General features: G+C 70.8%; 23 protein-coding genes. 10 read left to right on the top strand and 13 right to left on the bottom strand.

Going from position 1 to position 25,436, the window contains the following annotated elements:
- Positions 1–41 precede the first annotated feature (41 nt).
- Positions 42–824, top strand: a complete 783-nt coding sequence (locus ABZS61_RS16740; protein ID WP_356421131.1) for a hypothetical protein — start codon at positions 42–44, stop codon at positions 822–824.
- A 42-nt stretch (positions 825–866) separates the two neighbouring features.
- On the opposite strand, the gene ABZS61_RS16735 is transcribed toward ABZS61_RS16740, so the two are convergent.
- Positions 867–1,616, bottom strand: a complete 750-nt coding sequence (locus ABZS61_RS16735; RefSeq protein ID WP_356420740.1) for a GntR family transcriptional regulator — start codon at positions 1,614–1,616, stop codon at positions 867–869.
- Between the two features lie 146 nt (positions 1,617–1,762).
- Between ABZS61_RS16735 and ABZS61_RS16730 the strand changes: the two genes are divergently transcribed.
- Together ABZS61_RS16730 and ABZS61_RS16725 are read left to right on the top strand one after the other, a co-directional pair.
- Positions 1,763–2,611, top strand: coding sequence for a (2Fe-2S)-binding protein (locus tag ABZS61_RS16730; RefSeq protein ID WP_356420737.1), 849 nt, complete (start codon positions 1,763–1,765; stop codon positions 2,609–2,611).
- Positions 2,612–2,813: 202 nt separating this feature from the next.
- Positions 2,814–3,899, top strand: a complete 1,086-nt coding sequence (locus ABZS61_RS16725; protein WP_356420734.1) for a DUF2637 domain-containing protein — start codon at positions 2,814–2,816, stop codon at positions 3,897–3,899.
- 63 nt (positions 3,900–3,962) lie between these two features.
- Here ABZS61_RS16725 and ABZS61_RS16720 read toward each other — a convergent pair whose 3' ends face one another.
- Positions 3,963–4,373: an ATP-binding protein gene (locus tag ABZS61_RS16720; RefSeq protein ID WP_356420731.1), complete on the bottom strand. Its 411-nt coding sequence runs from the start codon at positions 4,371–4,373 to the stop codon at positions 3,963–3,965.
- 242 nt (positions 4,374–4,615) lie between these two features.
- Between ABZS61_RS16720 and ABZS61_RS16715 the strand changes: the two genes are divergently transcribed.
- From ABZS61_RS16715 to ABZS61_RS16705, 3 genes are all read left to right on the top strand, one after another.
- Positions 4,616–5,014, top strand: a complete 399-nt coding sequence (locus ABZS61_RS16715; RefSeq protein ID WP_356420728.1) for a ribonuclease domain-containing protein — start codon at positions 4,616–4,618, stop codon at positions 5,012–5,014.
- 96 nt (positions 5,015–5,110) lie between these two features.
- Positions 5,111–5,500: a barstar family protein gene (locus ABZS61_RS16710; protein ID WP_356420725.1), complete on the top strand. Its 390-nt coding sequence runs from the start codon at positions 5,111–5,113 to the stop codon at positions 5,498–5,500.
- Positions 5,501–5,572: 72 nt separating this feature from the next.
- Positions 5,573–8,689, top strand: a complete 3,117-nt coding sequence (locus ABZS61_RS16705; RefSeq protein ID WP_356420721.1) for a glycoside hydrolase family 38 C-terminal domain-containing protein — start codon at positions 5,573–5,575, stop codon at positions 8,687–8,689.
- Between the two features lie 12 nt (positions 8,690–8,701).
- On the opposite strand, the gene ABZS61_RS16700 is transcribed toward ABZS61_RS16705, so the two are convergent.
- The 3 genes from ABZS61_RS16700 to ABZS61_RS16690 all read right to left on the bottom strand — a co-directional run bounded on the left by ABZS61_RS16700 (position 8,702) and on the right by ABZS61_RS16690 (position 16,024).
- The gene (locus tag ABZS61_RS16700) at positions 8,702–10,444 is read right to left on the bottom strand and encodes a pyruvate dehydrogenase (RefSeq protein ID WP_356420718.1); all 1,743 of its coding nucleotides are present in this window, start codon (positions 10,442–10,444) and stop codon (positions 8,702–8,704) included.
- A 110-nt stretch (positions 10,445–10,554) separates the two neighbouring features.
- On the bottom strand, positions 10,555–12,120 hold the full coding sequence (locus ABZS61_RS16695; protein WP_356420715.1) for a protein phosphatase 2C domain-containing protein: 1,566 nt from the start codon (positions 12,118–12,120) through the stop codon (positions 10,555–10,557).
- Positions 12,121–12,259: 139 nt separating this feature from the next.
- Complete coding sequence (locus ABZS61_RS16690; RefSeq protein WP_356420712.1) at positions 12,260–16,024, bottom strand: S8 family serine peptidase; 3,765 nt, start codon at positions 16,022–16,024, stop codon at positions 12,260–12,262.
- Positions 16,025–16,233: 209 nt separating this feature from the next.
- Between ABZS61_RS16690 and ABZS61_RS16685 the strand changes: the two genes are divergently transcribed.
- Complete coding sequence (locus ABZS61_RS16685) at positions 16,234–17,220, top strand: helix-turn-helix domain-containing protein (RefSeq protein ID WP_356420709.1); 987 nt, start codon at positions 16,234–16,236, stop codon at positions 17,218–17,220.
- A 73-nt stretch (positions 17,221–17,293) separates the two neighbouring features.
- Positions 17,294–17,776: a DUF456 domain-containing protein gene (locus tag ABZS61_RS16680; RefSeq protein ID WP_356420706.1), complete on the top strand. Its 483-nt coding sequence runs from the start codon at positions 17,294–17,296 to the stop codon at positions 17,774–17,776.
- Between the two features lie 12 nt (positions 17,777–17,788).
- Here the strand turns inward: ABZS61_RS16680 and ABZS61_RS16675 are convergent, their stop codons facing one another.
- Positions 17,789–19,171: an AlkA N-terminal domain-containing protein gene (locus tag ABZS61_RS16675; protein WP_356421129.1), complete on the bottom strand. Its 1,383-nt coding sequence runs from the start codon at positions 19,169–19,171 to the stop codon at positions 17,789–17,791.
- 76 nt (positions 19,172–19,247) lie between these two features.
- Complete coding sequence (rsgA, locus tag ABZS61_RS16670) at positions 19,248–20,405, bottom strand: ribosome small subunit-dependent GTPase A (RefSeq protein ID WP_356420703.1); 1,158 nt, start codon at positions 20,403–20,405, stop codon at positions 19,248–19,250.
- Positions 20,406–20,723: 318 nt separating this feature from the next.
- Between rsgA and ABZS61_RS16665 the strand changes: the two genes are divergently transcribed.
- Positions 20,724–21,224, top strand: a complete 501-nt coding sequence (locus ABZS61_RS16665) for a DUF5949 family protein (protein ID WP_356420700.1) — start codon at positions 20,724–20,726, stop codon at positions 21,222–21,224.
- A 78-nt stretch (positions 21,225–21,302) separates the two neighbouring features.
- Here ABZS61_RS16665 and ABZS61_RS16660 read toward each other — a convergent pair whose 3' ends face one another.
- From ABZS61_RS16660 to ABZS61_RS16635, 6 genes are all read right to left on the bottom strand, one after another.
- A complete protein-coding gene (locus ABZS61_RS16660; protein WP_356420697.1) occupies positions 21,303–21,713 on the bottom strand; it encodes a rodlin in 411 nt (136 codons plus the stop codon).
- Positions 21,714–21,828: 115 nt separating this feature from the next.
- Complete coding sequence (locus ABZS61_RS16655) at positions 21,829–22,047, bottom strand: hypothetical protein (protein WP_356420694.1); 219 nt, start codon at positions 22,045–22,047, stop codon at positions 21,829–21,831.
- A gap of 224 nt (positions 22,048–22,271) precedes the next feature.
- Positions 22,272–22,682, bottom strand: a complete 411-nt coding sequence (locus ABZS61_RS16650; RefSeq protein ID WP_356420691.1) for a rodlin — start codon at positions 22,680–22,682, stop codon at positions 22,272–22,274.
- A gap of 184 nt (positions 22,683–22,866) precedes the next feature.
- Positions 22,867–23,169, bottom strand: coding sequence for a hypothetical protein (locus tag ABZS61_RS16645; RefSeq protein WP_356420689.1), 303 nt, complete (start codon positions 23,167–23,169; stop codon positions 22,867–22,869).
- A 225-nt stretch (positions 23,170–23,394) separates the two neighbouring features.
- Entirely contained in the window at positions 23,395–23,628 is a 234-nt protein-coding gene (locus ABZS61_RS16640; protein WP_356420686.1) for a chaplin, read from the bottom strand.
- Positions 23,629–23,850: 222 nt separating this feature from the next.
- Entirely contained in the window at positions 23,851–24,252 is a 402-nt protein-coding gene (locus ABZS61_RS16635; RefSeq protein WP_356420683.1) for a rodlin, read from the bottom strand.
- Positions 24,253–24,574: 322 nt separating this feature from the next.
- Between ABZS61_RS16635 and ABZS61_RS16630 the strand changes: the two genes are divergently transcribed.
- Positions 24,575–25,414, top strand: coding sequence for a chaplin family protein (locus ABZS61_RS16630; RefSeq protein ID WP_356420680.1), 840 nt, complete (start codon positions 24,575–24,577; stop codon positions 25,412–25,414).
- Positions 25,415–25,436 lie beyond the last annotated feature (22 nt).

The raw sequence follows: 25,436 nt of genomic DNA, 5'->3' as shown, positions 1-25,436 counted from the left end.
TCAAGGGCGCGCTCGGGGAGGGCAACGTGGCGTATACCGCCATGTCTGGTTCCGGAACGACAGCAGATGACGATCCGCCGCTCCAGACAGCGGTATGGCGGTTGCGGTCACGCGCCTGCTGGACGGACGCGGCCGCACTGCTGGAACACCACGCGGCCACGGATGCCGCGGCCGCTCTCCAGCGGACCTCTCTGCTGACCGAGCAGTGCCTCTACACCAGCACGGGCTGGACCGAGGCCGAGGACGCCCTGCGCACGGCCGAGGCACTCGCCCACGACGACACCGAGCGCGGGGCGGCCGCCTGCGAGCGCGGCTACCTCGCGTACGCCTCGACGCTGCTCGGGGTACGGGACCGGGCCGACGAGGCCAGCGTGGCGCTGAGCAGGGCCGCGGCCCTGCTCGCTCCGGGGGCCGCCGGACGCCCCCTGCTGGACTTCCGCCGGGGCCTGATCGCCCAGAACATCTCCGATGCGCCCCAGTCCGCCCGTGCCGCGTACCGCAGGGCCCACGCCGGGGCGACGGCCCAGGGTGACGAACTGCTGCTCTCGTTCACCTGGCGGCACCTGGCCTCACTCGCCCTGCGCGAGGGCGAGCTCGCCGAGGCGCGGCACGGCTTCGCGGAATCGCTGCGGATAAGGGAGGAGCTGGGCTATCTCGTCGGTACCGCCCCGGCCCTCCTCTCGCTCGCGGACGCCGAGACGGAACCCGAGGCGGGGCGGTTGCGCGCCGAGGCCGGCCGGCTGTTCAGGCTGCTCGGTGGCGTACCGACGTGGCTGGCCCCCCGGCTCGAGCCACCGGCCCCGGAGACCGTGGAGGCCAACTGACGCTCGCGGCCGGTGCGCCGTCCCCGGCCGGGGACGGCGCGGTCAGCCCTCGGCGCCCGTGAAGTGTTCGCGCACGAGCGACTGCACGACCGTGAGATCTCTCGCGATGAGTGCGTCGAGCAGCGCGGTGTGCTCGGAGGCGTCGGCGAGGAGGTCGGCCCGCCGGGTGGCGGGGTTGCTGACCAGGGGCCACTGGGAGCGGCGGTGGAGCTCGTCGGCGACCGCCACGAGCTGCTGGTTCCCCGAGAGTGCGAGAACGGCACGGTGGAAGGCACGGTCGCTCTCCGCGTAGCTCGCCCGGTCGCCGACCGCCGCCGCCGCGACCGTGGCGTCGGCCAGCGGGCGCAGCACGCACCAGTTGGCCGCCGGCACGGTACGGGCCAGCCGCAGCATCACGGGGACCTCGATCAGGGAGCGCACCTCGGCGAGCTCGGCCAGCTCGCGCGGGCCCCGCTCGCTGACCCGGAAGCCCCGGTTGGGTACGACCTCGACGGCGCCCTCGATGGCCAGCTGCTGCATCGCCTCGCGCACCGGCGTCGCGGAGACGCCGAACCGTGCGCCGAGCGCCGGAGCGGAGTAGACCTGCCCCGGCACCAGCTCGCCGTCGACGAGGGCGGCGCGCAGGGCGTCCAGGATCTGGCCGCGTACGGAGTGGCGCTGCACCACGCGGGGCGCGGGCGGCTCGCTGTGGGTGTGCTCGCCGCGCGCCTGTTCGGGCACGCGGACATCCTGCGGGATCCCCGCGGACGCGTACGGCGGGCGTACGCCTTCGCGCGCTCTGCCCTGCTCCACCCGGACCTCCTCGGCCTGCCGCGGGCCCGGCTCGCACATGGCCTGCCCTCTGTGCACGATAGGCGGAGGAGGCCGCAGTTCAAACATCGATCAATTCGGGTAAGGTAAGGCTTACCTGCAAACGATCGTGATTCGGTGGTCCCTGCATGACCGTCCCCACCCTGCTCACCGCCCCCGCCCCGTCCCCGGTGACGGCGGCGTACGCACGCCTGGCCGAGGTCTTCCCCGGGCTGCGGGCCGAGGTGCTCCCCGACGACACGGCTTCACCGTCGGGGGCCGGCTGGGTGGGCGCGGCCGAGCTCGCCGAGGGCGGCGCCGCCCTGGACGCGTTTCTGGCCTGGGACAACGCGCAGGTGCTCCGGGACTACGGCACACAGGCACGCCCCGATGTGGTGGCCAGCTTCGGACTTCACCGCTACGCCTGGCCCGCCTGTCTGCTGGTGACCGTTCCGTGGTTCCTGCACCGCCGGGTGCCGCGGGTTCCCGTCCAGGACGTCTCCTTCCAGCGGGCCCTGGGGCATCTGACCGTCCGGGTGCGCGAGTTCGCCTGCCTGCCGGACGATCCCGCGGCGACGCTGCCCGGCGCCCGGATCGTCCCGGACGAGGCGGCACTGCGGGCCGAGGTCCGCGATGCCGTGGCGGAACACCTCGGCCCCGTACTCGACGGCTTCGGGCCCCGCATGCGGCGCGGCAAGCGGGCCCTGTGGGGCATGGCGACGGACGAGATCGTCGAGGGCCTCTGGTACATCGCCCATCTGCTCGGCGAGGAGCGCCGCGCGATGGAGGAGCTGGAGCTCCTGCTGCCCGGCACCACCAAGCCGTACGTGGGAACCGCGGGCTTCCGCGAGCTGACCGGCCCCGACGGTGAGGCGCTGCCGACCCGGGACCGGGCGAGCTGCTGCCTCTTCTACACCCTGCGGCCCGAGGACACCTGCGTCACCTGCCCGCGCACCTGCGACGCCGACCGCGTCCGGAAGCTGACACCCGCCCCCTGAGGGCGTCGGCTCACACCGCCCGTCCGGGCGACCGGAATTCGAACGCAACTGAACCGCCCTGTGCGGATGTTCGAGAAGATTCCGTCCAACGGTGCGCGCAGCGACCCCAATGGCGTTCACTTGCCCCGAAACCCCCCTGAGCGGTCCGGCATTTCCGTCACGATGGCGCCCGAAACGCCCTACGCGACGCAAGGGACCGCGCATGAGACTGACCGACATATCGCTTGACTGGCTGCTTCCGGGCGCCGTACTGCTCGTGGGGGTCATGGCGGCGGTGACGGTGGTCGCGCGCGGCAAGCGCGCCGCTGAGAAGGCCGCGGCCGACGACACCTGGGAACGCAGCGAGGACCGCCGCAGGCGCAAGGAGGCGCTCTACGCGACCGCCTCGTACGTCCTGCTGTTCTGCTGCGCCGCGGTTGCCGCCGCTCTCTCCTTCCACGGACTCGTCGGCTTCGGCCGGCAAAACCTCAGCCTCTCCGGGGGCTGGGAGTATCTCGTCCCCTTCGGCCTCGACGGGGCCGCCATGTTCTGTTCGGTGCTCGCGGTGCGTGAGGCCAGCCACGGTGACGCGGCGCTGGGCTCACGACTGCTGGTGTGGACGTTCGCCGGCGCTGCCGCCTGGTTCAACTGGGTGCACGCGCCGCGCGGGATGGACCACGCGGGCGCCCCGCACTTCTTCGCGGGGATGTCCCTCTCGGCAGCCGTGCTGTTCGACCGGGCGCTCAAGCAGACCCGCAGGGCCGCCCTGCGGGAGCAGGGGCTGGTACCGCGGCCCCTGCCGCAGATCCGGATCGTACGGTGGCTTCGGGCGCCCAGGGAGACCTTCGGCGCCTGGTCGCTGATGCTCCTCGAGGGCGTACGCACCCTGGACGAGGCGGTCGACGAGGTACGCGAGGACCGCCGGGAGAAGGAACAGGACCGGCACCGCAGGAAGGACCAGGCGAAGCTGGACCGGGCCCGGATCAAGGCCCTGAACCGGCAGAACCGGGCCTGGGGCCGCGCCGGCAGGAACGCCCACGAGGTGGACGTCCAGGCCATCGCCCCCGCAGCGGGCGGCGGCACACCGGCCGTCGCGGAGCCTGCCATAACAGAGCCGGGACAGCTGCCCCTGCGTCCCCGGCCATCCCTGCAAGCCGTCAACGGCCAGAAATCCAGGAGTACTTCGGCACAGAACCCGAACGGTGAACCCGTGACCGTCGACCTCACAGCGGAGGACGACACCCAGACCCTGCCCCGGCTCGACTCGCTGGAGCAGAAACTCAAGGATCTGGAGCAGCAGTTCGGCTAGGGCCCAGAGCCTTCGTTCGGATCCGGACGGATCCGTCCGGATCCGGATGAGAGGCCCTGGACCTCAGGGCTTCTCCCTGTTCAGCTCGAACCAGACCACCTTACCCAGCGCCTGTGCGGTGACTCCCCAGGAGTCGGCCAGGCTCTGCACGAGGAGCAGTCCCCTGCCGTGCGTACCGTCGTCGGCGTTCGGTACGTACGGCTCGGGCTCCTGCCCCGCCAGGAAGTCGCGCACTTCCACCCGTAATCGTCTGGGCGCCGCCGTCACCGTGACCACCGCGCCGGTGCGGGTGTGGATCAGGGCGTTCGTCACGAGTTCGCTCAGCAGGAGCTCTGCCACGTCGGTGTCCTCGGGGCGCGAGCGGTAGCGCAGGAACTCCCGTAAGGCGCCTCTCACTTCCCCGACTCCGGACAGGTCCGTGTGCCCCAGTCTCCGGTGCAACCGCACCGGTCGGCTCTCCTGTCGCTTCGTCATGTCCCCCGCGCGCACAGTGAATCGACCTCCTTCGAGTCGTCATCCCTCGAACACCTTCACGGGATGCATGCCCCACAGACGGGCACTCACGCTTTCTCGGGCCGTCAACAGGTGAACGGACACCGGCGCAACACCGGCCGGAAGGCCAGTACGTGACGTTTCCGTACCCACGGTCAACTTCCAAAAAATTCACATGAGTCGGCGTTGACGGATGGGGATCTACGCGCGTCATCATGGTGCCCATGCGAATCCCCCCACGCATCACCACGCTCGGCGGCATCGCCGCCCTCCTGTCCGTGCTCTTCGTCGGCGGCCCGGTCACCGCGTCGGCCGCGACCGTCCCCTCGGCCGCCGCGGTCGGCAGCATCTGCCACTCCGCCCTGCCGTCGCAGGCGCACGACACACTCGATCTCATCGACGCGGGAGGTCCTTTCCCGTACGACCAGGACGGCACCGTCTTCCAGAACCGGGAAGGCATCCTGCCGAGCCAGGGAACCGGCTACTACCACGAGTACACGGTCATCACTCCTGGTTCCCCGACCCGTGGGGCCCGTCGGATCGTGACGGGCGAAGAGGTCCAGGAGGACTACTACACCGCTGACCACTACGAGTCCTTCGACCTGGTCGACCACGACTGCTGATCAGCGATCCCCCGGTCCGGTCCGCGCCGTCGTCCCCCACCTGCGGCGCGGATCACCGGACCGGTGGCGGGAGAACCGCGCTTGTACCCTCCACGCATGACCGTGATCTATGTGATCGACGGCTCCGAGGTCACCGGCCTGGAGCGCTTCTGGGACGTGGTCGGCGAGGCGGTGAACGGCCCCGGCGGCTATTTCGGCCGCAGCCTCGACTCGTTCGCCGATTGCCTGAGCGGCGGCATGGGCACCCCGGACGACGCCGCCTTCGTCGTCGAATGGCGCGACCACGCGCTCTCCGCCCGTGCGCTGGGCCATGAGGAGACCGCACGCCATCTGCGCGCCACACTCCCCCGCGTGCACCCCACCGGGAGGGCCGCTGCCGAGCACGCGCTGGCCGAGGCGCTGGCGGGCCGGGGCCCGACACTCTTCGACACGCTGGTGGACGTCATCAAGGAACGGACCGCGCCCGGGACCCTGCGGCTGAGGTGATCACGGGTGCCGTACGGGGAAGTGAAGCCCTGTGACCGACACCCCGCAGGCACCGACCCCCGAGGAGCCGTGATGCACGACGACCGCACACTGGTGGAGGGCCGCCTGGAGCGGGCGCTCCACCAGTTCGTCCGCCCCGCCCAGTACGCGGCCCGGATCCCTCTGGCCCTCTCCGCCTGGCACGCCCCCGGCGAACCCGTGCCGGTGGCCGACGCTCTCGATCAGGCGTACAAGCCGTTCGCGACCGGTACGGCGTGGGGGAAGCCGTGGTCCACGACCTGGTTCCGGCTCACGGGCAGCGTGCCCGAGGAGTGGACGGGACGCCGGGTGGAAGTGGTCGTCGACCCCGGGTTCTCCGGCCAGGCGCCGGGCTTCCAGGCGGAGGGGATGCTCTACGGCACCGACGGCGTCCCGCTCAAGGGAATCCATCCGCGCAACCGGCACCTCACGATCGCCGCGGCGGCCAAGGGCGGGGAGCCGGTCGCCCTGCTCCTGGAGGCGGCGGCCAACCCGGCCGTGCTGGAGCGCGGCTTCGAACCGACCCCGCTCGGCGACGTGCTGACCGCCGGGGACCATCCCCTCTACACCTTCGCCTCCGCCGACCTCGCCGTCCTCGACGAGGACGTCTGGCATCTCGTCCTGGACATCGAGGTGCTGTCCGAGCTGATGGGCGAACTGCCCGCCGACCGGTCCCGCCGCCACGAGATCCTGCGTGCGCTGGAACGGATGCTGGACGCGCTCGATCTGCACGATGTGGCAGGCACGGCGGCGGCAGCGCGCAAGGAGCTGGCCCCGGCCCTGTCCAGGCCCGCCTCGGCCAGCGCGCACCGCGTGTCGGCGGCCGGGCACGCGCACATCGACTCGGCGTGGCTGTGGCCGCTGCGCGAGACGGTGCGCAAGGCCTCGCGCACCTTCGCCAATGTCACCGCTCTGGCCCAGGACTATCCGGAGCTGGTCTTCGCGTGTTCCCAGGCCCAGCAGTACGCCTGGGTGAAGGAGCATCAGCCGCACATCTGGGAACGGATCAAGCAGGCGGTCGCGGACGGCCAGTGGGCTCCGGTCGGCTCGATGTGGGTGGAGTCCGACGCCAACATGCCCGGCGGTGAGGCGCTGGCCCGGCAGATCGTGCACGGCAAGCGGTTCTTCACCGAGGAGCTCGGCGTCGATACGGAGGAGATCTGGCTGCCGGACTCCTTCGGTTACACGGCGGCCTTCCCGCAGCTGGCCCGGCTGGCCGGGGTCCGGTGGTTCCTGACGCAGAAGCTGTCCTGGAACCAGCACAACAAGATGCCGCACCACACGTTCTGGTGGGAGGGCATCGACGGGACCCGGGTATTCACGCACTTCCCTCCGGTGGACACGTACAACGCCCAGTTGCACGCGAGCGAACTCGCCCGCGCCGAGAAGAACTTCGCGGAGAAGGGTCGCGCCTCGCGCTCCCTGGTGCCGTTCGGCTGGGGGGACGGCGGGGGCGGGCCGACCCGCGAGATGCTGGAGAAGGCGCGCAGGCTCCGGGATCTGGAGGGCTCGCCCCGGGTCGAGATCGAGAAGCCTTCGGCGTTCTTCGCGGCGGCCGAGGAGGAGTACGGCGCGCAGGCGCCGGTCTGGTCGGGCGAGCTGTACCTGGAGCTGCACCGGGGGACGTACACCACCCAGGCAGCCACCAAGCGGGGCAACCGGCGCAGTGAACACCTCCTGCGCGAAGCGGAGTTGTGGGCGACGGCGGCGGTCCTGCGCAACCCCGGCTACCACTACCCGTACGAGACGCTGGACAGGATCTGGAAGACCGTTCTGCTGCTGCAGTTCCATGACATCCTGCCCGGCTCGTCCATCGCCTGGGTGCACCGCGAGGCCCGTGACACGTACGAGGCGGTGCGGGCGGAGCTCGCCGACACGGTGGCCGAGGCGGTGACGGCGCTCGGCCGGCCCGAGGGCCTCGTGGCGCTCAACGCCTCTCCCTACGACCGCAGTCAGGTGCTCGAACTGGACGCGGACGCAAGCGCGGTGCTGCCGTCGGCCGCCCATGTGCAGGCGCTGGGCGACGGGCGCACGGCGGTGGCCGCTCGGACGCCGGCCCTGGGTGCGGGGCTGCTGGACGGCTCCGTGGTGCCCGAGCACGCGGCCACGGTGACCGGCCCCGCGGACGACGGCGACATCGTTCTGGACAACGGGCTCCTGCGGGTCGCGGTCGACCGGGACGGGCTGATCTCCTCGGTGCGCGACCTCGTGGCCGACCGGGACGTCCTCGTCCCCGGCCACCGCGCGAACCTCCTGCAGCTGCACCCGGATCACCCCAACCACTGGGACGCCTGGGACATCGACCGGCACTACCGCCGCTCGCGCACGGACCTGACGGACGCGGACTCCGTCGAGACGGTCGAGACCGGGCCGCTGCGGTCCGCCGTCCGTGTGGTGCGCTCCTTCGGAGCGTCCCGCATCGTGCAGGAGCTGCGGCTCTCCGCCGGCAGCAGGCAGCTCGACATCGACACCGAGGTGGACTGGCAGGAGTCGGAGAAGGTCCTGAAGGCGGCCTTTCCGCTGGACGTCCATGCCGAACGGTCCACGGCCGAGATCCAGTTCGGCCATGTGCACCGGGCGACGCACGACAACACCGGCTGGGACGCGGCACGTTTCGAGATCTGCGCACACCGCTGGCTGCGCGTCGCCGAACCGGGCTACGGCGTCGCGGTCCTCAACGACTCGACGTACGGCCACGAGGTGACGCGGACCCCGCACGGGGCCGGGCTCGGCACGACCGTACGGCTGTCGCTGCTGCGCGCACCGCACAGCCCGGACCCGCACGCCGATCTCGGCACACACCGCTTTCGCTACGCCCTGGCCCCCGGCGCGCAGGTCACCGATGCGGTGCGGGAGGGGCTGGCGCTCAATCTGCCGCTGCGGGCGGCTGTGGCCCCGGCCGTGCCGTCGCTGGTGACCACGGGGCATCCGGCCGTGACCGTGGAGTCGGTGAAGCTCGCCGAGGACCGTGGCGGCGACGTCGTCGTGCGACTGTACGAGTCGGCCGGGGGGCGGGCGGACACCACCCTGCGGGTCGGCTTCCCCGTGGTGCGGGCGCAGATCACCGACCTGCTGGAGCGGCCGGTGGAGGAGGCCGTGGCCGGCGAGGACGGCCTGGTGCTGTCGCTCAGGCCCTTCCAGATCCTGACGGTGCGGCTGACACCCGCCTGAGCGGGCCGCAGGTCAGGGGCGGGGCAGGTTCCGGAGGTTGGAGCGGGCCATCTGGAGCATCCGTCCCACTCCGCCGTCCAGCACGATCTTGCTGGCGGAGAGCGCGAATCCGGTCACCATGTCGGCGCTGATCTTCGGCGGGATGGAGAGCGCGTTCGGGTCGGTGACCACGTCGACGAGTGCGGGGCCCTTGTGCTTGAAGGCGTCCTTGAGGGCGCCTTCGAGCTGCTTGGGCTTCTCCACCCGCACCCCGTACGCGCCGCAGGCACGGGCGACCGCCGCGAAGTCCGGGTTCTTGTTGGCCGTACCGAACGAGGGCAGTCCCGCGACGAGCATCTCCAGTTCGACCATGCCGAGCGAGGAGTTGTTGAACAGGACCACTTTCACCGGCAGGTCGTACTGGACCAGGGTGAGGAAGTCGCCCATCAGCATGGTGAATCCACCGTCGCCGGACATCGACACGACCTGCCGGCTCCGGTCGGTGAACTGGGCGCCGATCGCCTGCGGCAGCGCGTTGGCCATGGAACCGTGGCTGAACGAACCGATCACCCGGCGCTTTCCGTTGGGGGTGAGATAGCGGGCGGCCCACACATTGCACATACCGGTGTCGACGGTGAACACGGCGTCGTCGTCGGCGACTTCGTCGAGTACCGAGGCGACGTACTCCGGGTGGATCGGCACGTGCTTCTCGACCTTGCGGGTGTACGCCTTGACCACTCCCTCGAGGGCGTCGGCGTGCTTCTTCAGCATCCGGTCGAGGAACGTACGGTCGGTCTTGGCCTTCACGCGCGGTGTGAGCGACCGCAGGGTCTCGCGCACGTCGCCCCAGACCGCCAGATCGAGCTTGGAGCGACGGCCCAGGTGCTCGGGACGCACATCCACCTGGACGATCTTCACATCGGTCGGAAGGAACGCGTTGTACGGGAAGTCGGTCCCGAGCAGGATGAGCAGATCGCACTCGTGAGTGGCCTCATAGGCGGCGCCGTAGCCGAGCAGCCCGCTCATGCCGACGTCGTACGGATTGTCGTACTGGATCCACTCCTTGCCGCGCAGCGCGTGCCCGACCGGGGCCTTGACGCGCCCGGCGAACTCCATCACCTCGGCGTGCGCGCCCGCGGTGCCGCTGCCGCAGAACAGTGTCACCCGCTTTGCCTCGTCGACCATCCGGCAGAGCTTCTCGATCTCCTGGTCGCCGGGCCGTACGGAGGGCCGCGTGGTGACCAGGGCGTGCTCGATCGACTTCTCCGGGGCGGGCCGGGAGGCGATGTCGCCGGGCATCGAGACGACACTGACCCCGCCGCGCCCGATCGCGTGCTGGACAGCGGTCTGGAGCAGCCGGGGCATCTGCTGCGGGTTGGAGATCATCTCGTTGTAGTGGCTGCACTCCTGGAAGAGCAGCTCGGGATGGGTCTCCTGGAAGTAGCCGAGCCCGATCTCGCTCGAAGGGATGTGCGAAGCAAGGGCGAGGACCGGGGCCATGGAGCGGTGGGCGTCGTAGAGGCCGTTGATGAGGTGCAGATTGCCTGGGCCGCACGACCCGGCGCAGGCTGCCAGGGTGCCGGTGATCTGGGCTTCCGCTCCGGCGGCGAACGCGGCGGTCTCCTCGTGCCTGACCTGGATCCATTCGATGGCGGAGTTACGCCGGATGGCGTCGACCACGGGATTGAGACTGTCACCGACGACGCCGTACATCCGCTTCACCCCCGCCCGCACGAGGATGTCGACGAACTGTTCCGACACGTTCTGCTTGCCCATGGGTGTGCGCCCTCTCTGCGTGCGCTCGGCGCACATGCGGCTGTCCCGGCTCCGGGGCCGGGACAGCAGGCCGTCGGACTCCGGAGTCCATCAACCCATGACGTGCGGGCTCACGCCTCCCAGACCGCGGCGCTCGTGCGGTCGTCGGCGTACCCCTTGGCCCTCGTCTGGACATCCGCGAGAAACGCGGCCAGCCCCGGTGGCCCGGCGGTGCTCCAGCGTTCGGCGAGCTCCTCGGAGAGTGCGGGCTCGCCCCGCATCGGTTCGGCCAGACCGTTGCTGCAGAGCAGCAGCGTGTCCCCCGGACGGGCGACCGAGGCGCGGAACCGGAAGGGCTCGGCGGGCGGCGGCACCGGGCTCTCGATGTACGGGGACGGCGGCGTCGTGATCTGCAGGTCCATCGTCAGCCGGTCGCCGCCGGGCCCCTCCTCGCTCTCCGCACCGGCCTGGGGGGCCGAGCCGTAACCGACGACGGGTCCCCCCGAACCGGCACCGGCGGCCGGTACCGGGGGTTCGAGGTCGTGCCAGGCACCGTCACGGAGCCGGAACAGGCCCCCGTCGCCGATGCCGAAGAAGACCCGGGTGCGGCACTCGGGGTCGGCGGACAGGAGCAGGCAGCGCAGCCCCACGGTGTAGGCGTCGGCTTCGATGCCCAGCTCCGCCGCACGGGCGCGCAGCTTGCCGTAGGTCCGGTCGGTGAGACGGTGCAGACCCGATTTGAGATCGCGCCTGCGTCCCGCCCTTATGTCGTCGGCAAGCCTGCTGTGGCTGCGGCCGACGGCACCCCCGATCCAGCGGCACGCGTCGGCGGCGGCGAGATGCGCGTGCTCGGCGGCCCGGGCACCGCCGGCGACGGCGACCAGGACGAGGGAACCGTCCCCGGCACCGAAGCGTGCCGTCAGCAGGGCGTCGCGCCGGGGCTCGCCCCGGAAGCGCGCCGAGTCCCCGCGTACGGAGGCGGCCCGCAGGGTGTACGTCCCGTACCGGGCGCCGTCGAGCACCGTGTCGGCGACGAGCCCGTCGAGGTCACCGGGGCCGGATACGGGCAGGGCGACGGGTTCGGCGTCGTAGGTGGGCGGCCGGTCCCCGATGTGGCCGACGACGGGGCGGGACGCCGGGGCGGGGTTCGAAGGCTTTCCCGGGGCGCCGTCGGGGGTGAGCTCCGGCTGCGCCGCCGTGGCATCGGCGGGCCCGGCAGCCTGCTCGGGCGGCGGCGGGGCGGCGAAGGTCCGCGGCTGCGGGGATCCGGCCGGGGGCTCCCACGGAGCGGGGCACGCAACCGGGCGCGTCGGCGCGGAGGGCGGCGGCCCTGCCGGTTTCTGTGGCGCGGCCGGTACGGCTCGCTGGGGAGCGGGCACGCCGTCCCCGGCGGATCGCTGCGGCACCGGGGGCGCCTGAGGGGCGGTCTGCTGCCGTCGGTGCAGGCCGGTGGGAGGCGCACCGGGAACCGAAGGCCCTGGGGGTAGGCGGGGATCGGGCACCGGAACAGCGGCACCCTCGTTCGTCGCTGGGTCCGCAAGGTCCTCCGGCGGGCCCACCGCATCCGACGCGGAGTCGAAGCGGTCGTCGAGACTGTCGGCCGCGCTGCCCGGACCCGTGTCCGGCGCGGTCTCGTCGTACAGCCTGCGCCACCAGTCGTCCTCGTGGGCGGCGGGCGTATCCCCCTGCTGACTCATGCCCTTATTGTCCACCGCGCGGGCCGTGCGAAAACGGTTCATCCGGAAAAGAGGCCAGGAATTGACGGCCGGAAAGAAGGTCCGCCGGGCGGCCCCACCCCCCACGGGAAGGACGCCCGGCGGACCGGTCAGGGTGTCGTCAGCGCACTGCGTACGCGTCGGTCACGGTCTGGACGACGGAATTGCCGTTGGCGTCCGTCAGTTCCGTCCTCAGGGTGACGGGCTTGCCCGCCGCTCCCGCGTGGTTGACGGTCGCGGTCCACCGGCCGCGCTTCTCCGCGGTGGTGGCGGCGGTCCAGGTCTCGCCGTTGTCGTACGAGTAGGAGACCTTGGCAGCGGTCAGCTCGCCGGGCGTGTAGCCCGCGTGGCCGGTGACGCTCAGTTCGATCTTCTGACCGTCCTGCGCCGCCAGGGTCTTCAGCCCGTCCGTCGCCAGGTCGTAGCCCGGGAAGAGGAGCGGAATGCCCTGGGAGTAGGTGTTCTCCTCGCGGTGCGAGCGGAATTTCCAGACGGTCTGGGTCTGGGTCGACCGCTTCCAGACGGCGGCCGGCTGACCACTCTTGAACGTCATCATGGTGAGTTCGTACGCCGCGTCCTCGGCCGGGACGGTGAACACCCCGGAGGGCCACCCGGAATGGCCGAGCACCTCACCACCGCTGCTGAGCGTCATGCTGCCCATGTCTCCGAAGGAGCCCTGCATTCCGCCGTGTTCGGTGTCGGCCCAGAAGCCGGGGGCGACGCCGATCAGGTTGTCCTGACGTTCGGCGGCGAGCAGCTGCTCACCCTGCGTGGTGAGCGGCGTCGACGGGCCGAGGATGCCCCGGTACCAGCTCTCGGTACGCTGCTGGCCCGCCTTGTACGTACGGGGCTTGTCGAACATGGTCTCGCCCCAGGGGAAGCTGGAGGAGAGGTAGCGCTCCCAGCCGCCGTCGCCCGCCGAGTAGTACTCGGTGCGCTTGCCGGGGGCGGCGACGGTGTCGAACATCCCCGCGTTGAAGCGTGCGCCGTACGGCCGGGCGACGACCATCGAGTCGACGTAGTCGGCCGCGATGCCCATGGCCTCGTACGTGGCGGTGGACTTGCCGAGCTTGCTGTCACGGACCTTGTACGTACGGTCCGAGGTGACCGGGCCGGTCTCGGGGAAGCCGAGGTTGTAGACGAACGGGCTGGCGGCAGTGCCCTTCCAGCGCAGCGTCACGGGACCGTCGGCGAGCGCGGCGGCCAGGCCTGCGGCCTCACTCGCCTCGACTCCGAGGGAGGGCAACGGCGCCTGGCCGTATCCGACGGACGGCAGCCAAGGGCCGGCGGACGGCCGGTGCGCGATGATCGCCTTTGCGCCGGCTGCCTCGGCGTTCCGCGCCTGGACGTTCACGTATCCGTCGTCGGCCACCTTCACCAGGGCGATCTTGCCCGTGACATCGGCGGCTTTCAGCTCGTCGGGGGTTCCGGTGCCCGCGTCGACGAGCTCGGCCTCACCCGTACCGTCGAGGTTGACGGAACCGGTGCTCGCCGTCTGCGGGTGCAGTGCGGCACCGCCGACCACCGAGAGCTTCTCGATCTGCGGAGCGTACGCACGCCAGTAGCTGGCGAACTCGAAGTCGCCGTCACCTGCCCTGCCCTGAACGTCGACCAGGTAGTTCTTGACGGCACGACTGCCGGACATGGAACCCGAGTGCAGCCAGACGTCGTCCCAGCTGCGGCCGAAGGTGAGCGTCGTGGAGCGGTTCTCGGTCGTGCGGTCCTCCGTCCGCGCCTGGATCCGATGGGCCTTGCGGGCGTCCAGTACCAGAAGGGTGTCCTTGGTGACGTTCAGCTGCGGCCTGGCGAGGTAGCCGACGGACTCGACCATCCTGCCGGTGGCGTCCTGCGGGTCCGGCGACGTGATGAAGCTGGAGACGAAGTAGGCGCCGGGCCGCACCTCGTAGACCTGGTCGGTCGAACCGTCGTTGAAGCGGCGCTCCCCGGAGGCGGTGTCGGTGCCGATGACGTCCACGGAGGAGTTGCCCCCGGCAGCCTTGCCGGTGCGGTCGATGAGCTTGACGCGCAGGGTGACGGTCTCAGGGCCGACGTACAGCGAGAACGGGGTGGAGACCTTGACCCCGCCGGGGCCGGTCGCCAGCACACGTCCGGTCACATCGCCGTACTGGGCGGCCTTCAGGCTCGCCGTCGGGTCGATGTCCAGCGGGACCTTGACGGTCGCTCCGGCCGGGACGGTGACCGTGCTCGCATCAAGCCTGGCGACCGAGGAACGGACGGCCGAGCCGTCGTTGCCGGTGACACCCTGGACCTTCAGCGACAGCTTCACCGGACCGGTGCCCGCGTTGGTGTAGGGAACCTCGACGGTGGTGCGGTCGGTCCTGTCCTGCGGCCAGTTGAAGGTGCCGCCCTGGACGGCTGCGGCGCCCGTGACCCGGGTGTCGATGGCTGCCTTGACGTCGAGCCGGCCGCCGCCGGTCTCCCGCACGTCTCCGGGGATGTCGCTCTTCGCGGATGACACGAGGGCGGCCTTGACCTGCTGTGCGGTCCAGTCGGGGTGACGCTGCTTCACGATGGCGGCGGCGCCGGCGACGTGCGGGGTGGCCATCGACGTACCGGACATCGACCGGTAGGCGTACGGGCCGCGGCCGCCTGCCGCAGCGGCGGAGATGCCGACGCCGGGGGCGGCGATCTCGGGCTTGAGGGTGTGCGAGACGATCGCGGGCCCGCGGCTGGAGAACTGGGCGGTGGAGTCGTCCCGGTCGACGGCCCCGACGGTCAGCACGCTGGGGGCGCAGCCCGGGGAGGAGACCGTGTTCAGGGTCGGGCCGGAGTTGCCGGCCGCGATCACGAACAGGGTGTCCTTGCTCCGGGCGAGCTCTTCGGCGGCGAGGCTCATCGGGTCGGTGCAGTCGGTGGGTGCGGTGCTGCCGAGGCTCATCGAGACGACATCGGCCTTGTTGTCCACGGCCCACTGCATGCCGGCGATGATCCAGGACTCGGCACCGGACCCGGAGTCGTTGAGGACCTTGCCGACGAGGAGGTCCGCGCCGGGGGCGACGCCCTTGTTCCTGCCGTCGCTCGCCGCGCCGCTGCCGCCGACCGTGGAGGCGGTGTGGGTCCCGTGGCCCTGGCGGTCGTCCGTGGTGTCGGAGTCCGTGAAGTTCTTGGAGTCGGCGATCCGGCCCTTGAGGTCGGGGTGCTCGGCGTCCGCGCCGGTGTCCAGGACGGCGACCTTGGTGCCCTTGCCGTCGTAACCCGCAGCCCAGGCGAGGTCCGCCCCGACCTGCTTGGCCGACCTGTCGAGGCTGGCCTCGACCTGGCGGTCGAGCCAGAGCTTCTCGATCCCGGTGGCCGAGCGCGCGCGGGTGCCGGTGACGTCGGCCCAGAAGGCGGTGCTCCGCTTCTTGTCGGCCTTGAGCGCGACGCCGTCGATGGCCGCGAGGTCGAGTCCGCGCTCGGCGCCACGCGGGGTGACCGGAGTGCTGCGCGCGGCCTGCGCGGTGTACGTGGCGATCAGCGGGACGGTCGCGGAGTGGGCGTCGTCGTAACCCTGGCGGATCAGTCCGGTGACGTTGAAGAGCTCCTCGTCGACCGTGCCCGCGGCAAGGGCGTGGACCGCGGCTTCGGGGTAGACGTACAGGTCCTTGCCGGCCTGCCGGGTCTGGACGAGGGGGACGCTGCCGTCCTCGCGGGGAAGGGCGGTGGCGGACGCTGCGCCCGAACCGTCCGTGCTCACCAGGATCCTGTCGCCGGTGACGAGGGTGACGGTGGCCGAGGCGTCCTTGCCGGTGGCGGCCGCGCTGCCGGTCAGCGGTCTGTTGGCGGTCGTGTCGTCCTGTGGCGCCGCCACGGACGGTGCGATCGCGGTGACGGCCAGGACGGCGGCTGTAGCCGCTCCCAGCGCCGTGCGCGATATCGGGCGCATCGCTCTCCCCAGGTCATTTCAGAATGCAGCGACACAAGGCACCACATTCGAACGGTTGTTGGTGCTGCGGTGGCGCCACATTGGCAGAGGCGCCAGTGGTACGGGGGATGATGGGCCCGGCGGGTTTGCGCCGTGGCCGTTTCCCGCCACGACCGGCCCGCCGGACAGGCGCGGAGACTCGCGCACACCATCCCGGGGAGGGACGGAAGATGCTGGCAGCGATAGGTCTCGACGAGAGACAGGAAGCGGCCTACCGGGCGCTCGTCGCGGCGGGCGCCGCAGAGCTCTCCGATCTTGCGCGCCGGCTGGCACTGCCGGAGGCGGACACGGAGCGGGCGCTGCGCCGGCTGGAACAGCAGGGTCTCGCCGCCCAGTCGTCGTCGCGGACGGACCGCTGGGTGGCCGCGCCGCCCGGGGTCGCGCTGGGCGCGCTGCTGACTCAGCAGCGGCACGAACTGGAGCGGGCCGAGCTCGCGTCGGCACTGCTCGCCGAGGAGTACCGGGCGGAGGCGGCCGAGCCGGCGGTGCACGACCTGGTGGAGGTGGTGACCGGTGCGAGTGCGGTGGCACATCGCTTCCATCAGCTGCAGCTGGGCGCCGTCTCGGAGGTCTGCGCACTGGTCACGGGAAAGCCGATCGCGGTCACGGGCATGGAGAACGAGTCCGAGGAACGGGCCGCGACGCGCGGAGTCTCCTTCCGGGTCGTCGTCGAGCGCGATGTGCTGGCGCTGCCGTCCGGGATCGTGGAGCTCTCGGCGGCGCTGAGCCGTGACGAGCAGTGCCGGGTGGTGGACCGGGTTCCGACCAAACTGGTGGTCGCCGACGCTTCGCTGGCCATGGTGCCGCTGACGGGGCGCGGGGCCGAGCCCGCCGCTCTGGTCGTTCACGCCAGCGGTCTGCTGGAGTCGCTGATGGGACTGTTCGAGGCGGTGTGGCGCGAGGCGATGCCGTTGCGGCTGGGTGAGAGCGGCGTCAGTGAGGAGGACGGCCCCGGGCCGGATCCCACCGATCTGGAGATCCTGTCGTTGCTGCTGTCCGGTCTGACGGACGCGAGTGTGGCGAAACAGCTGGAACTGGGCCTGCGGACCGTACAGCGGCGGGTCAAGGGGCTCATGGAACTGACCGGGGTGTCCACGCGGCTGCAGCTGGGCTGGCACGCGTACGAACGCGGCTGGGTGGCCCGGGCTCCGCGCTGACCGGCCGGGGGTCCGCCCCCTGCCGGACCTGCGCTGACGGGCGGGACCGGGCGGACTCCGGCAGGCTGGTCGAATGAGTGTGTGGCAGCTCGTTGCCGTGGGCGCGGTGATGGTGCTCGGCCTGGTCGGTGTGCTGGTGCCGGGTGTGCCGGGGCAGGCGATCGTCTGGGCCGCGGTGCTGTGGTGGGCGCTGACGGACACGACGCCGCTCGCCTGGGGGGTACTGATCGGGGCGACGTGCCTGCTCCTGCTGAACCAGGCGCTGAAGGCGCTGCTGCCGTCACGCCGCCCGCAGGAGTCGGGAGCTCCCCGCAAGACGCTGATGATCGGCGGGGTCGCTGCGATCGCGGGCTTCTTCGTGGTGCCGGTGATCGGCGGGCTGCTGGGCTACGTGGGCGCGATCTACGGGGCGGAGCGGCTGCGGCTGGGCACCCGCAGGGCGGGCTGGACCTCGGTCAAGTCGGTCATGCGGGCGACGGGCTACTCGGTGCTCCTGGAGCTCTTCGGCTGTCTGCTGGTGGTCGGGGCGTGGCTGGGCGCGGTGCTCTGGGGATGACCAGGCTTCCGCCTACCGTCCCGAGGGTGCTCGGTCCGCGAGGTCCGCGAGCTCCAGGTGGCGCACGGCGTACGTACGCCACGGCCGCAGGCCCTCGGTCCCCGGTGTCCCGTGCGGGTCCACGTCGGGATCGCCCAACGCCCGCATGCGGATCAGTGCCGCCGTCGCCGGGCCGATCGCCCGCAGCCGCAGCAGTGCCTGCTCCGTCTCGTCCCGGTCCGCTCCGGCCTCGAGCCGTACGGTTCCGTCGGCCAGGGCGCCCGCGAGTTCCCGCAGGGCCGGATCCCCGGCCCGGACGGCCAGCACTCCCGGTTCGGGGAAGACATGGGTGAGGCCGCCGCACGGCACGTCCAGGACGTTCCCGTACCGCTCCACCAGCCCTTCGGCGGCTTCCGTGCCCACGAGCGCGCGCACGGCGAACTCCTCCGGGTCCGCGGCGCCCGGCGAGCGCAGGCCCGGGCGCGCGGCGACGAGCGGCGCCAGACGCGGATCGGCACCGAGTGCCTCGTCGACCGCGTACGGATCGGCGTCGAGGTCGAGGAGCCGGCGCAGCCGCTGGACGGCGGTGGTCAGGTCGCGGAGGTCGGTGAGCGCGATGCGGGCTTCCAGCCACGGACCGGCGGAGGCCTCGTCGACGGCGACGACTCCGGTGCCGTACGGGAGCCGCAGGGTGCGCCGGTAGGTGCGCGCCCCCGGGGATCCGCCGATCTCCTCGATCCGGGCCACGGCCTCGGCCTCGAGAAGGTCGAAGACCTCGCGGGCGGCGTACGGGCCGCGGTGCGCGAGCCGGAGCGGGATCCCGGCCCTTCGCCCCTCGCGCAGCCCTCCGCCGGTGCCCGTACCGGCCTCGGTCCGAAGAGCGCTGGGGGTACGGGCGTAGATCTGCCGGATCGTGTCGTTGAACTGGCGCACGCTGGCGAAGCCGGACGCGAAGGCGATCTCGGTGACGGCCAGATCCGTGGTCTGGAGCAGGACTCTCGCGGTGTGGGAGCGCTGGGCGCGCGCGAGGGCGACGGGGCCGGCTCCCAGCTCGGCGTTGAGCTGGCGCTGGACCTGACGTGCGCTGTAGCCGAGCCGCCCGGCGAGCCCGGGGACGCCTTCCCGGTCCACCACGCCGTCGCCGATCATCCGCATGGCGCGGCCGACGACGTCGGCACGCACATTCCATGCGGCGGAGCCCGGCACGGCGTCCGGGCGGCAGCGTCTGCACGCCCGGAAGCCGTTGCCCTGGGCCGCGGCCGCGGTCGGGTAGAACCGCACGTTCTTCCGCTTGGGGGTGACGGCGGGGCAGCTCGGCCGGCAGTAGATGCCGGTGGTCGCGACGGCGAAGAAGAACTCTCCGTCGAAGCGCGCGTCGCGGCTGCTCACCGCCTCGTACCTGGTCTGTTCGTCCATCACACCGTCCAGTGTGCGCCCCCTCGCGGAGGCGCACTCGCGGTTTTCGGACGTCGAACCAGGTGGTCCGGCCGCGCTACCGCACCCTGCCCTCCCGCTTGAACGCCATGGCGGCCCGGCCCTCCGAGCCTCTGCGCTTCCACTCGCGCATGGTCTCGCTGCGCAGCCGGGCGTCCGTCTTGGCCGCGATCCGGTGGTTCTCCCTGAGCAGCTTGCGGTAGCTGTCGAGGCGCCGTTCGGGCAGCGTCCCGTCCTCGATCGCGCCGAGCACGGCGCAGCCCGGCTCCGCCTCGTGGCCGCAGTCGTGGAAACGGCACTGCTGCGCCAGGTCCTCGATCTCCGAGAAGACCTGGCCGACGCCGGCCTCCGCGTCCCAGAGCCCGACCCCGCGCAGCCCGGGGGTGTCGATCAGCACGCCCCCGCCGGGCAGCACGAGGAGGTTGCGTGTCGTGGTGGTGTGCCGGCCCTTGCCGTCCACGTCGCGCGCCGCCCGGACATCCATGACGTCCTCGCCGAGCAGCGTGTTGGCGAGGGTCGACTTGCCCGCACCGGAGACCCCGAGCAGCACACTCGTACCGCCCGAGACGATGGCGCCGAACACGTCGACCCCCTCGCCGGTGGCGGAGCTGACGGGCAGCACCTGCACCCCGGGGGCGATGCGCTCGATGTCCTCGACCAGATGGGAGAGCGTCACGGCGTCCGGGACGAGATCGGCCTTGGTGAGCACCACGAGCGGGTGCGCCTCGTACTCCTCGGCCTGTTTCCCGTCGCCCAGCAGGGCGGCGCCTGCGGTGCTGGACATGGCCAGCGCCAGGAACCGTTCCAGCCGTCCGAGATCCAGCTCGACGGCGAGCGAGACGCAGATGACGATGTGATCGATGTTGGTGGCGAGCACCTGACCCTCGGAACGCTGCGAGGACGTCGAGCGTACGAAGGCGGTGCGCCGTGGAATCAGGGTGCGGACGAACTGCGGGTCGCCGTCGGGGTCGACGGCCACCCAGTCGCCGGTGCAGACGATCCGCATCGGATCGCGGGGCACCACGAACGCGGTGTCCGCCCTGAGGGTGCCGTCCGGGGTGACCACGTCGCACTGCCCGCGGTCCACCCTGACCACGCGGCCGGGCAGGAGTCCCTGCTCGGCGTACGGGGCGAAGGCGGCGGCCCAGTCGTCGTCCCAGCCGTACGCGGCCAGCGGGTGCGACGAATCGGAAACCGGAAGAATGGGGAAAGACAAGGGAAACCCTTCACAAGGGTGGCCCCGGCACCGCGCGCTCAGGCGCGGAGGGAAAGGTGAAGGTCAGCCGGCGGCCACGGGGGTGAGAACGATGCTCTTCTGGTTGTGGGCAGCGCCCATCGCAACGACAGTCATCAATGTCCTCACCTCCTGATTCCTTCAACTGGGCACACCCTAGCGCGGGTCCACCCCGCGGCGTCAACGGGTTTTCGCGCACGAACACCGGGCCGCAGTGTTCGTCCGGCTTGCCAGGAGACCTCCCTCGATCAGGTGATACGCGTGCACAACAACCGGTCTCAGGCCATTAGGGTGCCGGACATGACCTCACCGCAGACAGCCACCGGCACGTTCGCACAGGCCCAGTTGGGCACACAGATCCTCCTCGCCTGGAGCGGCGAGAACGCCGCGACCGGCCGTGACGTCGCTTTTCTCCTCACCTACTCGCTCGGCGACGGGCAGGACGGGCCGGAGACGGGCGAGAAGGCCATGCGCGTGGCTCTCGAGCGCAGCGGACTGCGGGTGGGGGGCGAGACCCTGGACGCCGCCGAGAAGCCGAACCTTCCGGTCAAGCTCCTCATCCAGTCCGGCCAGGTCGTCCTGACGATGCCTCACTTCAAGGCGCAGTACACCGTCCCGCGCGAGTGGCTCGCGGTCGCCGAGGCCGAGGGCCAGGTGCACGGCATGTTCGCCACGCGCCCGTGGCCGGCGGCCGCTCCGGGACTGCCGGTCGACGAGGAACTGCTGCGGTCCTTCGTGGGTGACCCGGAGGTCATCGGGACCTCCGCCCACTGCCTCCTGCCGGTACGCAGCCTGACCTGAGCCGGCACGCGCCGCACCGGGACATGACGATGCCCACCACCCCCCGTGGAGTGGTGGGCATCGTCGCGCTCAGTGGCGTCAGTTGTTGCCCGCACCGTTGGCCGAGACCACCGGGATGTCGTTCAGGATGTGCGAGAGCGGCTCGTCACCCTTGGCCTGGGTGGAGTTGTCCGCGCACTGCTGGTTCTGCGGGTTGGACAGGACGTTGACGTCCTGGACCGCGACCGCGGCGATCACACCGAGCAGCGCACCGACGTTGGCCTTGGCCGGCAGGCCGACGCAGAGCTTGTTGAGCGAGCCCTGCACCAGGCTGAGCTGCGGACTCTGGTCGCCGAGCGTGGCACTGTTGCCGAACCTCGACTCGGCGCCGTTGCCGTTGACCGTGGTGGTGCCGTGGTCGTTGCCGATCGCCATGGCCGAGGGGGCCGCGGCGGCGGACAGACCGACCAGGGACACAGCCACAGCCGCGCCGGCCATCATCTTCTTCATCAAGCTTCACCTTTCGGAGCGTCCCGTTGTGGAACGTACTGACTAACCTCAAGTGGAGGTTTCGGTTCCGCTACACCACTCAAACGGGTTGGACGCGGCGCCGGGTCGACGTTCCCTACCTGCTGTTTCCCGTGGATTCCGCTGTGCGCGCGGCCGGGACGAAGGCGCTCTCCCTGCCGCGCACCGGCCCACCGGACGCCGGGTGTTGCGGGCGCCCCACGGCCTCGCGCCGGGCCGCCTCGCACCATTCGGCGAGCAGCCTGTCGTAGATGGGCGTGGCGTCCTCCGGCCGGGGTTCACGGCCGGGCGGATGGTGACTGTCGTACTGGTCCATGAAGGGCACCTACCCGACCGGACGGCCCGCGTCGGCCGCGATCGGGGCAACCGGCCCAATTCCCGCACTATCGGGCTACCCGACCTGCAGACCGGCGGCGGACACGAGGGGCGGACAGCCCTGAGGGGCCGGTTCACCCGGGCTTCCGACGAACGGTTGCCGCAGGGATGGACCGGCCCCTCAGGTCATGAACTGCGGAGAGGCAGGACAGGAGTTATCGGGCCTCAGCGGTTGCCCGCACCGTTGCCCGAGAGGATCGGGATGTCGTCCAGGATGTGCGACAGGGCCTCGTCACCCTTGGCCTGCGTGGAGTTCTCGGTGCACTGCTGGTTCTGCGGCGAGGACAGGACGTTGACGTCCTGGACCGCGACACCGACGGCACCGAGGAGCGAACCGATGTTGGCCTTGGCCGGCAGGGCGATGCAGGGCTTGTTGAACGATCCCTGGATGAGACCGATCTGAGGGCTCATGTCGCCGTACGTGCTGCTGTTGCCGTAGGACTGCACGGCGCCGTTGCCGTTGACCGACGTGGTGCCATGGTCGTTGCCGATGGCCATGGCCGAGGGGGCCGCAGCGGCGGAAACGCCTACGACGGAGGCAGCAACTGCCGCCGACGCCAGAAACTTCTTCATCATGGAACTAGCCCTTCTGATTCTTCTGTTGCCCGCCTGTCCGGAGCATGGTGAACAACTCGTTCCGGCGGGTTTGGTTGTGCCGTTTCACTCGAACGATTCTTAATTCGTCCAGGCCACCGCAGGATTACGCGGAAAGGGCAACGGGAATGACGCGCATCGGGAGGGAACGCGTCCCGCGACCGGATCAGCCGCCGAGGGGCAGCCCGCCCAGGAGCGGACCGGCGCTCCTGGCCGCACCCGTCGCACCGTCCGCCAGCTTGCTGACCGTGCCGTCCTCCTGGACCGCCTCGGTGGTGTCGCCTACCGCACCCACCACAGGGTTCACCACCTGGTCCGCGAGCTGCGGCGTGGTGGACGAGATCTCGTTCACACCACTGGTCAGACTGAAGTGTGGGGCCGTGGCGGTGGTAACGGCGAAGGCCGGAGCGGCCGTTCCGAGAGCGGCCACGGAACCGGCGACAAGGGCGGCAGTCTTCGCGTACTTCACTTTCGGGTTCCCTTCTGGAGCGGCATCTGTTTCGGTCGCGTACCGCGCCGCACAAGTCTTCTTTACCTGTGACTTCCACCGCTTTCACCAGGGACAACGATCCGCCCGCGAACGGGCAACTGCACAGCACATACTTTCTCGTCCGCAGAAACGAGAAGGCCCCGGACCGCAGCTATGCGGTCCGGGGCCTGCCGATGACTGGCCATCGACTCGACCGGGAAAACGTCAGTCGTTGATGCAGACGTTACCGAAGGCCGGGTTGAGCAGACCGATGATGTTCACGGTGTTGCCGCAGATGTTGATCGGGATGTTGATCGGCGCCTGAATGACGTTGCCGGACAGAACACCCGGGGAGTGGGCCGCGATGGCCTCGGCCTCGGAGTCGGCCATGGCCGGCGCAGCGGCACCCAGCGCCATGAGCGTTCCGGCGGCGATGGCGGCAACCTTGGTGTACTTCACTTTCGTCCCTTTCTGCAGCGGAGCCCTGAGCGGTCACGCCTTTCGTGCCGCACGAGCGCTGTTGAGAATGCGCTCGTGGCTCCGGTTCTGTAATGCGTAACGATTGGCGGGCGTTATCGAAACTCTCTGGAAGCAGTTTCTTGAAAAACCCCCCGAATGACGCAGGCCCGAACCGCACGATGGAGGAGTGTCGGCGGCCCGGGCCGGTCTGTGCAGTCCGAATCAGCCGTTGCCGGCGCCGTTCGCGGAGAGAACCGGGATGTCGTTCAGGATGTGCGACAGGGCCTCGTCACCCTTGGCCTGGGTGGAGTTGTCGGTGCACTGCTGGTTCTGCGGGCTCGACAGGACGTTGATGTCCTGGACCCCGACCGCGAGGGCACCGAGGAGCCCACCGACGTTCGCCTTGAGCGGCAGGGCGACGCAGGGCTTGTTCAGCGAGCCCTGGACCAGGCTGAGCTGCGGGCTCTGGTCACCCTTGGTCACGCTGTTGCCGAACTCCGACACAGCACCGTTGCCGTTGATCGACGTCGTGCCGGTGTCGTCACCGAGCGCCATGGCGCTCGTTGCCGAGAGACCGAGGATGGAGGCGGCGACGGCACCCGTAGCCAGAACCTTCTTGATCACGATGAACCCTTCTCGTACTGATTGCTCCGTGGCGGAGCGACCTGCCCAACTCTTCGCCCGAGGTTTGGTTCTCCCCGTTCACCCGAATGCCGGGAATCCGCAGGCACCCCACGTCAAGTGAACGCATGTACGTGACCCATTCGAGTGGTTACATAATTTCCACGACTCTCCGAGTTTCCCACGCAAGTCCCCTGTCGTTATGAAGTAGTCCGCGTAGATGGAATGAGTGACCGCCGGGGCCACCGCCCCGGCACACCAGCGGCACCGCGCGATGATTCTGCGGGCTCACTGCCCACGTGAATATCCCGAAGAAGGGCAAGTAATGCGACAGGTTCTGAATAAAAGCATGATCGTCATGGCGGCGGCGTCGGGCATCCTGTCCGCCGCCGGCGGTTATGCGCACGCCGATGCGTCGGCTGACGGCGTCGCCGCCAATTCGCCTGGCGTGGGCTCGGGCAATGCCGTGCAGGTCCCGGTGCACATCCCGGTCAACCTCTGCGGCAATACCGTCAATGTGATCGCCCTGCTGAACCCCGCCTTCGGTAACACCTGTGCGAACGTCAGCTCCGACAAGGGCCACGGCGGACACGGGTCCGGCAGTCACGGGTCGGGCGGCCACGGCTCCGGTGGACACGGCTCCGGCGGTCACGGCTCCGGCGCGAGCGCGGAGGGCGTGGCAACCGGCTCGCCCGGCGTGCTGTCGGGCAACCTGGCCCAGGTGCCCATCGACATCCCGGTGAACGCCTGCGGCAACACCGTCGACATCGTGGGCGCGCTGAATCCCACGGGCGGCAACTCCTGCGCCAACGTGAGCGGTCGCGACCACGGCCACCCGCCGGTGGACGAGCCGCCGGTCGACGAGCCGCCGGTCGATGAGCCGCCGGTGGACGAGCCGCCGACCTCCGAGCCGCCGGTCGACGAGCCGCCGGTGGACGAGCCGCCGACCTCCGAGCCGCCGGTCGACGAGCCGCCGACCTCCAAGCCGCCGGTGGATCAGCCCCCGGTCGACCAGCCGCCGGCCGGCAACCCCGGCCCGAACACCCCCGGCTCGCAGCTGGCCGAGACCGGCGCGGGTGACCTCGGCCTGGCCGCCGGTGCGAGTGCTGCGCTGCTCCTGGGCGGCGCGGTGCTGCTGCGGCGCACCCGTAACTCGCAGCGCTAGTTCCCCAGCCGTCACGCACGCA

It is taken from the genome of Streptomyces sp. NPDC005566 (assembly GCF_040605575.1).
Lineage (GTDB): Bacteria > Actinomycetota > Actinomycetes > Streptomycetales > Streptomycetaceae > Streptomyces.
Note: the sequence above shows the minus strand (reverse complement) of the source record. Positions and strands in the feature narration are given on the sequence as shown.

Excerpts from the sequence above, each read along its gene's own strand:
- ABZS61_RS16740 (WP_356421131.1), top strand. The coding sequence starts at position 42 with ATGTCTGGTTCCGGAACGACAGCAGATGACGATCCGCCGCTCCAGACA.
- ABZS61_RS16730 (WP_356420737.1), top strand. The coding sequence starts at position 1,763 with ATGACCGTCCCCACCCTGCTCACCGCCCCCGCCCCGTCCCCGGTGACG.
- ABZS61_RS16725 (WP_356420734.1), top strand. The coding sequence starts at position 2,814 with ATGAGACTGACCGACATATCGCTTGACTGGCTGCTTCCGGGCGCCGTA.
- ABZS61_RS16720 (WP_356420731.1), bottom strand. The coding sequence starts at position 4,373 with ATGACGAAGCGACAGGAGAGCCGACCGGTGCGGTTGCACCGGAGACTG.
- ABZS61_RS16715 (WP_356420728.1), top strand. The coding sequence starts at position 4,616 with ATGCGAATCCCCCCACGCATCACCACGCTCGGCGGCATCGCCGCCCTC.
- ABZS61_RS16710 (WP_356420725.1), top strand. The coding sequence starts at position 5,111 with ATGACCGTGATCTATGTGATCGACGGCTCCGAGGTCACCGGCCTGGAG.
- ABZS61_RS16705 (WP_356420721.1), top strand. The coding sequence starts at position 5,573 with ATGCACGACGACCGCACACTGGTGGAGGGCCGCCTGGAGCGGGCGCTC.
- ABZS61_RS16700 (WP_356420718.1), bottom strand. The coding sequence starts at position 10,444 with ATGGGCAAGCAGAACGTGTCGGAACAGTTCGTCGACATCCTCGTGCGG.
- ABZS61_RS16695 (WP_356420715.1), bottom strand. The coding sequence starts at position 12,120 with ATGAGTCAGCAGGGGGATACGCCCGCCGCCCACGAGGACGACTGGTGG.
- ABZS61_RS16690 (WP_356420712.1), bottom strand. The coding sequence starts at position 16,024 with ATGCGCCCGATATCGCGCACGGCGCTGGGAGCGGCTACAGCCGCCGTC.
- ABZS61_RS16685 (WP_356420709.1), top strand. The coding sequence starts at position 16,234 with ATGCTGGCAGCGATAGGTCTCGACGAGAGACAGGAAGCGGCCTACCGG.
- ABZS61_RS16680 (WP_356420706.1), top strand. The coding sequence starts at position 17,294 with ATGAGTGTGTGGCAGCTCGTTGCCGTGGGCGCGGTGATGGTGCTCGGC.
- ABZS61_RS16675 (WP_356421129.1), bottom strand. The coding sequence starts at position 19,171 with ATGGACGAACAGACCAGGTACGAGGCGGTGAGCAGCCGCGACGCGCGC.
- ABZS61_RS16665 (WP_356420700.1), top strand. The coding sequence starts at position 20,724 with ATGACCTCACCGCAGACAGCCACCGGCACGTTCGCACAGGCCCAGTTG.
- ABZS61_RS16660 (WP_356420697.1), bottom strand. The coding sequence starts at position 21,713 with ATGAAGAAGATGATGGCCGGCGCGGCTGTGGCTGTGTCCCTGGTCGGT.
- ABZS61_RS16655 (WP_356420694.1), bottom strand. The coding sequence starts at position 22,047 with ATGGACCAGTACGACAGTCACCATCCGCCCGGCCGTGAACCCCGGCCG.
- ABZS61_RS16650 (WP_356420691.1), bottom strand. The coding sequence starts at position 22,682 with ATGATGAAGAAGTTTCTGGCGTCGGCGGCAGTTGCTGCCTCCGTCGTA.
- ABZS61_RS16630 (WP_356420680.1), top strand. The coding sequence starts at position 24,575 with ATGCGACAGGTTCTGAATAAAAGCATGATCGTCATGGCGGCGGCGTCG.